At 40.9% G+C, this 6511-nt stretch carries 7 protein-coding genes; 2 read left to right on the forward strand and 5 right to left on the reverse strand.

The window, feature by feature from the left end:
- Positions 1–5 precede the first annotated feature (5 nt).
- The 4 genes from H6G05_RS14375 to H6G05_RS25860 form a co-directional block, all read right to left on the reverse strand.
- Positions 6–620 (reverse strand): 7-carboxy-7-deazaguanine synthase QueE, encoded by a 615-nt coding sequence (locus H6G05_RS14375; protein ID WP_190578824.1) that lies wholly within the window; start codon positions 618–620, stop codon positions 6–8.
- A complete protein-coding gene (gene arfB, locus H6G05_RS14380; RefSeq protein ID WP_190578825.1) occupies positions 621–1034 on the reverse strand; it encodes an alternative ribosome rescue aminoacyl-tRNA hydrolase ArfB in 414 nt (137 codons plus the stop codon).
- A gap of 148 nt (positions 1035–1182) precedes the next feature.
- Positions 1183–1935: a metal ABC transporter ATP-binding protein gene (locus H6G05_RS14385; RefSeq protein WP_190578826.1), complete on the reverse strand. Its 753-nt coding sequence runs from the start codon at positions 1933–1935 to the stop codon at positions 1183–1185.
- Between the two features lie 142 nt (positions 1936–2077).
- Positions 2078–2392 (reverse strand): chlorophyll A-B binding protein, encoded by a 315-nt coding sequence (locus H6G05_RS25860; protein WP_199310543.1) that lies wholly within the window; start codon positions 2390–2392, stop codon positions 2078–2080.
- Between the two features lie 86 nt (positions 2393–2478).
- On the opposite strand from H6G05_RS25860, the gene H6G05_RS14395 reads away from it, so the two are divergent.
- A complete protein-coding gene (locus H6G05_RS14395; protein ID WP_322096370.1) occupies positions 2479–3990 on the forward strand; it encodes a serine/threonine-protein kinase in 1512 nt (503 codons plus the stop codon).
- A gap of 90 nt (positions 3991–4080) precedes the next feature.
- Here the strand turns inward: H6G05_RS14395 and H6G05_RS14400 are convergent, their stop codons facing one another.
- Positions 4081–4890 carry a cupin domain-containing protein gene (locus H6G05_RS14400; RefSeq protein WP_190578828.1) on the reverse strand — a complete coding sequence of 270 codons (810 nt, stop codon included), beginning with the start codon at positions 4888–4890 and terminating at the stop codon, positions 4081–4083.
- A 185-nt stretch (positions 4891–5075) separates the two neighbouring features.
- On the opposite strand from H6G05_RS14400, the gene H6G05_RS14405 reads away from it, so the two are divergent.
- Positions 5076–6305, forward strand: coding sequence for an ABC transporter substrate-binding protein (locus tag H6G05_RS14405; protein WP_190578829.1), 1230 nt, complete (start codon positions 5076–5078; stop codon positions 6303–6305).
- The last annotated feature ends 206 nt before the right edge of the window (positions 6306–6511 follow it).

Below are 6511 nucleotides of genomic sequence, written 5' to 3' on the forward strand. Positions count from 1 at the left end.
TTTGTTTACCTTACTCCCAATAACTTATGAGTTTGGATACTCACTCGCCAATTTGGATGACTTAATACATACTGCAATACTAAATCTTTACTGCTAGCAGTTTCCCACTCAGCCTGTAAGTATTTCACCACCTTTGTCGAAACTTTCGACGCATTCTGCTCAGCCCAGATTAAATCTGACTCATCTTTGACTACTACTTTTAATTCACTAGCCTGCTCGTAAATGCTGGCGTGGGGATGTTTGAACTGTTTGGGTGAAAAGGTTACCCAGTCAAAGTAACCACTAAAGGGATGAGAGCCTGATGTTTCTAAATGTACTCGCAAGTTATGATTTTTTAGCTCTCGCGTCAAATCAGTCAAATCATGCATCAATGGCTCACCGCCAGTAATTACAACCATCGCAGGTTTGGCATTTACTGCTTCATCTACCAGATCAGCGATCGCTATTTCAGGATGTTTTTTTATATTCCAAGAGATTTTGGTATCACACCAAGGACAGCCGACATCGCAACCCGCTAAGCGAATAAAAAAAGCATTAGTTCCCATCCATGCACCTTCTCCTTGCACAGAATGGAAAGTTTCAACGATTGGCAAATGATTTAGACAATTAACTTTATCCATTTAGTCGGTAATATTCCCCCTTAAAGCTTTGATTGCACCACGCTTAGTTTTATCGTCAATCCGTCGGGTTTGAGCGCTTCGTGATGGCTTAGTGGGTTTACGCTTAGTGGGCGTAATCGTCACACTTTGAATTAATAACTGGAGTCGCTTGAGAGCATCTTCTTTATTTTGTTCTTGAGTACGATGCTGCTGAGCCTTGATGATGATGATGCCGTCTTTGGTGATGCGCCGATCGCTTAAATTTAGCAGCCGCTCTTTATAGAGTGGCGACAGAGAAGAAGCATTAATATCAAAACGCAGATGAATTGCTGTGGAGACTTTATTGACGTTTTGCCCACCAGCTCCTTGCGATCGGATGGCGGTAATACTAATTTCGTCGATCGCAATAGATGTATGTTTGGTGATTTGGAGCATGAAATTGTCTAAAGCGAATCGATCTGTCTATCATCTCCATTTTATAGCGAAAACCCTACTTCTCTTAGGATTCACGGAAAAATGCTTTGAAACCCTTATTTTAGAGTAGGGGCAATTCATGAATTGCCCCTACTCTTTTTTTAGAGAATTAGCAAAATAATAATTCTTCTTCCGCGCGATCGCGCGGATAAATCTGCTCAACCGATGCACCATAGGCGCTTTGAATATTTTCAGGAGTTAGTACTTGACGTGGTGTACCACTGGCGACTAGATGGCGATTAATTAGAAGTAGCTGATCATAGCGATCAAGAGTATTTCCCCATTCATGACAGCTAATTAGCAAAGTCTTCCCTTCTTGTCTGAGTTCACTGTAGATATTCCACATTAACGCCTCAGTTTTTTTATCAACTGCGGTCATTGGCTCATCTAGTAATAAAATATCCGCCTGTTGTGCCAAAGCTCTCGCTAAAAATACCCGTTGTTGCTGTCCCCCAGAAAGATTTTTAATCGGGCGATCGCGCAAATCATCAAGTTCGACACGTTCTAAGGCTGCTCTCACAATTTCCTTTGACTGGCGACTAGTTCTACCAAACCAGCCACTATGCATAGTGCGCGACATCATCACCACATTCCACACGGTCACAGGATAGTCCCAATCAATCTGCGATCGCTGTGGCAGGTAGGCAACTTTTTGGCGTTGTTGCTTGAGTGATCTTTCGTGATAAAAAACTTGACCTTGTTGAGCAGGAATCAGATCTAGCATCGCTTTGAGCAAAGTGCTTTTGCCCGCACCATTGGCTCCAATGAGTCCCACTAATGAGCCAGATTGGATACTAAAGGAAATGTTCGATAGGGCAGTGACTTCGCGATAGTTAACCGACAGGTTTTGCACTTCAAGCATAGATGCTGATGCTAAAAAATGATAATCGTTTTCAAAATTATACCTATAATTTAGCAATTCACAAACAAAAAAGGTTGGACGCAAAGCGTCCAACCTTTTTTGTTTGTGAGATGTGGTGCTTCGCGCCACATCTCACATATCGTTATTCTGAGTCCTTAGTCGCTTTGACTGCATAGTAACCAAGCAATGTGGCAACCGTAAAACCTGTGAAGAAGAGAGCAAACAAAACACTGATGCCGCCTGTAATGCCGACTTGAGCAAGAATTCCTTTGCCAGTCAAAACTTCATTGGTAAAACCTGCAACTAAGCCAATCATTGCCATCCGACCATTCCAAGTTTCGGCAAAGTTACTGAAACCAAATACGCCTGCCCCTGTAGGATTTACATTAAGACCAACAGTTTTGTTGGTGGTCTTAGAATTATCGTTTGATGCATTCTTAATTGGTGTGACGACCATGATTAATTACTTTCCTACAGAAGTTTAATATTAATTAACTAAACTTTACATTTAACGCAAACAAATGTAAATCTATCGTCAGAAATATGCCCTACTGCCTCAACCCTAGTTGCCATAAGCCGAACAATCCCGAAAGCGGGAGATTTTGCATGAATTGCGGCAAAAATTTGCAGCTTAAAGGATTATATGAAGCGATCGCCTTAATTGGACAGGGAGGCATGGGGCGCACTTTTCGGGCAAAGGATTTAGGAAGACTAGGGCAACCCTGCGCGATCAAGCAATTTCTGCCGCAGTTTCGAGAACCTGAATTAATGAAAAAAGCGATCGCGCTCTTTGAAAGTGAAGCTACTCAACTAAAGGCACTAGGCTCACATCCCCAGATCCCTGAATTAATTGCCTATTTTGAAGAAGAAGGATGTCTGTATCTAGTACAAGAACTCATCGAAGGCGAAAACCTCTATAACGAGTTACAGAGTCAGGGCATCTTTAGCGAAGCCAAGATTTATCATCTACTAGAAGATATTCTCCCCGTTCTCCAATTCATCCACGATCGCCAAGTTATTCATCGCGACATTAAGCCAGACAATATTGTAAGGAAAAAGGAAAAAGGAAAAAGGAAAAAATCTAATTCCCAATTACCAATCACCAATTACCAATCACCAATTCCCAATTCCCCTCAAAGCAATTTAGTATTAGTTGATTTTGGCGCAGCTAAAGCTTTTACTACAGATACAGCCAATCGCACAGGCACATTAATCGGTAGTGCAGAATATATAGCTCCTGAACAAGCCAGAGGTAAAGCTTTACCTCAAAGCGATCTGTATAGTTTAGGTGTGACTTGCATTCATTTATTAACAGGGATTTCGCCTTTTGACCTGTATGACGATGTGAGCGATCGCTGGATTTGGCGAGACAATTTACAAACTTCTATTTCTAGTCATTTAGCAAATATCCTCGATCGCCTATTAGCAAGAGCAATTTCCAACCGTTATAGTTCCGCTAATAAGGTATTGCAAGATTTACACTCTTTAGTAAATCTATCTTCAGCTAGTGCAGTAGCTCCTCCCTCCAACATTCAAAACTATGCACAGGTATATCCACAAATACGGCAACTGCAAGAATTACTCAGTTTAGGTCAATGGCAAGAAAGCGATCGCCTTACGAATAAGATTATTTTGGAACTTACCAATAAAAGTAAAATAGCCGAACTTAAAGCCGATGATATCAATAACATAGCCTGTGATATCTGGATCGCGATCGATCAAGCATGGATGGAATTTAGCAATAATCGCTTTGGCTGGAGTACTCAAAAACAAATTTGGAAGAGTCTCGGTGGAAAGATGATCTATGAAGAAGATACTTATTGGGAATTTGCGAATATCTATGAGAAGTTTAGCGATCGCATCGGATGGCGCAAACCCCGTTGGTTTAATCTAGAATTTTCTCCCAAAATCTGGCGCAAATACGAGAATTTGACCTTTGAGATCGCTGCTCCACGAGGACATTTGCCGAGCCTATTCTTTTGGGAAGGATTTAATTTAGTGGATACCGTGTTTTATCGTCTAGAGATATGTCGTCAAACAAGAGAAAATTCATGAATTACAGCTTATTTGATGAGCAAATCTTTGCGCTCAAACGCAAGAATTAGTGGCGCTTTGTGCCGCACCACTAATTCTTGCGTAGAAAGACTAGAAGGAAAGCCCCAAAACCAAACAAGAACTATCTTTGGTAGCACTAAGTTTGTAAGACTCTGTTTTAATTGTCTTCGCAACCACCAACATATCCTTCATGAATCTCCTACCGTCAATATTACAACTCCCTTGAAGAACGAGCAGGTAATTACCAGAATACACATAGCCTGTTAATGCTGTGCTTTTAATGATTTGAGAACTCATACCGCCCTTAGGATCTAGTGGAATATTATAGACCTTAACGCCGCTTTTAGGGTTAGTAAACACATATTTTTTTTCCAATTCAGGATCTAACGTGTTGATTTGAACTGGCGTATAGGGCTTGATTTTGTCTATGTTCTTGAAGTCAGGGGGTGAGGCATAGGCAAGGAGAAAGAACCCTGTACTGTCGGAGACTTTATGACCACTTTCGGGCGGATTGAAATAAAGAGAACCCGTAGGATAAACGCCTTTAGCATCTTTCTGTGAACCACTAATCGTATAGACAGACTCATTCATCGAATGATAATGCAACCCCACACTCCCATTAGGAATGGTATACCACAGGATACTGATATGTTGAGTATCAGCCTCACCAGAAAGAATCAGCTTCTCTAAGTTAGGTCTAAATGTAAAAAAGTTATATTTTTTGGGATTCGAGCTAAGTTCTTTGAGATCAATAATAGTTGAGTTACTCAGAGCCGAATATTTGTCTTGGAGTGCGATCGCTGAATCTGGAAAATCCTTAGCTAGTACTTTGGTTGAGTTGGAATTAAAGTCCAGTGAAAATAGCCCCAACACCACCAGCGGAATTGTCAACAGTTTCATTATCACTCACTCCTGTTTTGATATTTAGAGACTATTGCAAGCTATGACAGAGGCTACAGGTCCATCTGCCCTAATGGCTACAGAATGATTCGTTATTGCAGTTTTCAGATCGCCTAATCCCATGGGAAAACCGCAGTAAAAGTTATAGACTAATTTGATAAAAAACATTTGAGAATTCTAACTTAATGAACAAAATAGCAAAACAGCTTTGTGGGTTTGCGATCGCAACTCTGATGTCTTGCTTACTTGCAGTAGCTTGTACACCAACTAGCAATACTCCAGTCACTACAACTACCACCAATAGCCCTAGCGGTAATCAAACATCAATTCCCATTGGTATTGCAGTTGCTCAAACCAGTAACGTTTCATTACTAGGACAAGAACAAGTCACAGGTGCAAAAATTGCTGAAACCTATTTCAATAAACAAGGTGGCATCAATGGCACTCCGATTCGTTTAGTTTTTCAAGATACCGCAGGTGATGAACAGGGCACAATTAACGCCTTTAATACACTAATTTCCCAAGATAAAGTTGTTGGCATCGTTGGTCCAACACTCTCACAGCAAGCATTTAGTGCTGATCCGATTGCTGAACGTGCAGGTGTACCCGTAATCGCTCCATCGAATACCGCAAAGGGAATTCCTCAAATTGGTAAATATATTTCACGAGTGTCAGCTCCTGTAGCTGTAGTTGCTCCCAATGCGATCGAGGCTGCCCTCAAAATCAATCCTCAAATCAAGAAAGTAGCAGTTTTCTACGCTCAAAATGATGCTTTTAGTAAGTCAGAAACAGGCACTTTCCAAGAGACCGTTAAACAAAAAGGGCTAGACCTTGCAACTGTCCAAACCTTCCAAACTACGGATACCGATTTTCAATCTCAAGTGACAAACACCATTAACATCAAGCCTGATTTAATTATCATTTCAGGCTTATCTGCTGATGGTGGAAACCTTGTCAAACAGTTGCGCGAACTAGGTTATAAAGGTTTAATCATCGGAGGGAATGGATTAAATACGTCCAATATCCTACCAGTATGTAAAGCACTCTGCGACGGCATTATCATTGCCCAAGCCTATAGTCCTGAATTGAAAAATGAAATAAATACTGCGTTCCGTCAGATTTATACTGAGCAAAATAAAAAAGAACCGCCACAATTTACTGCGCAAGCGTTCACAGGAGTACAGGTATTCGTCGAAGCATTACGTACTCTCGATAAAACCACTAAGCTAAATACATTAGCATTGCCCCAACTTCGCACACAGCTAAATGACACATTGCTAGCGGGTAAATATGTCACGCCTCTCGGTGAAATATCCTTCACTCCAGAAGGTGAAATTCAGCAAAAACAATTCTTTGTGGCACAAATTAAAATGGAAGCTGACGGCAATAGTGGTAAGTTCACATTCATCCAATAGCTCTATATTATAGCTACAGTCTCACTTGTCTTAGAACACAACAAAACCCAAGAATTGAATGGCAGCGCTAAGCGCTGCCATTCAATTCTTGGGTTTTGTTGCGAAACCAAAATAAAAAGCACCTAATCTTGAGTAAGATTAGGTGCTTTTTATTAAGATTAAGCTTGGCATCGAGCTATTTTCCCGTAGGGCTACCCCTAAAGTAT

The organism is Phormidium tenue FACHB-1050, assembly GCF_014696925.1.
Classification (GTDB): Bacteria; Cyanobacteriota; Cyanobacteriia; order Pseudanabaenales; family Pseudanabaenaceae; genus Pseudanabaena.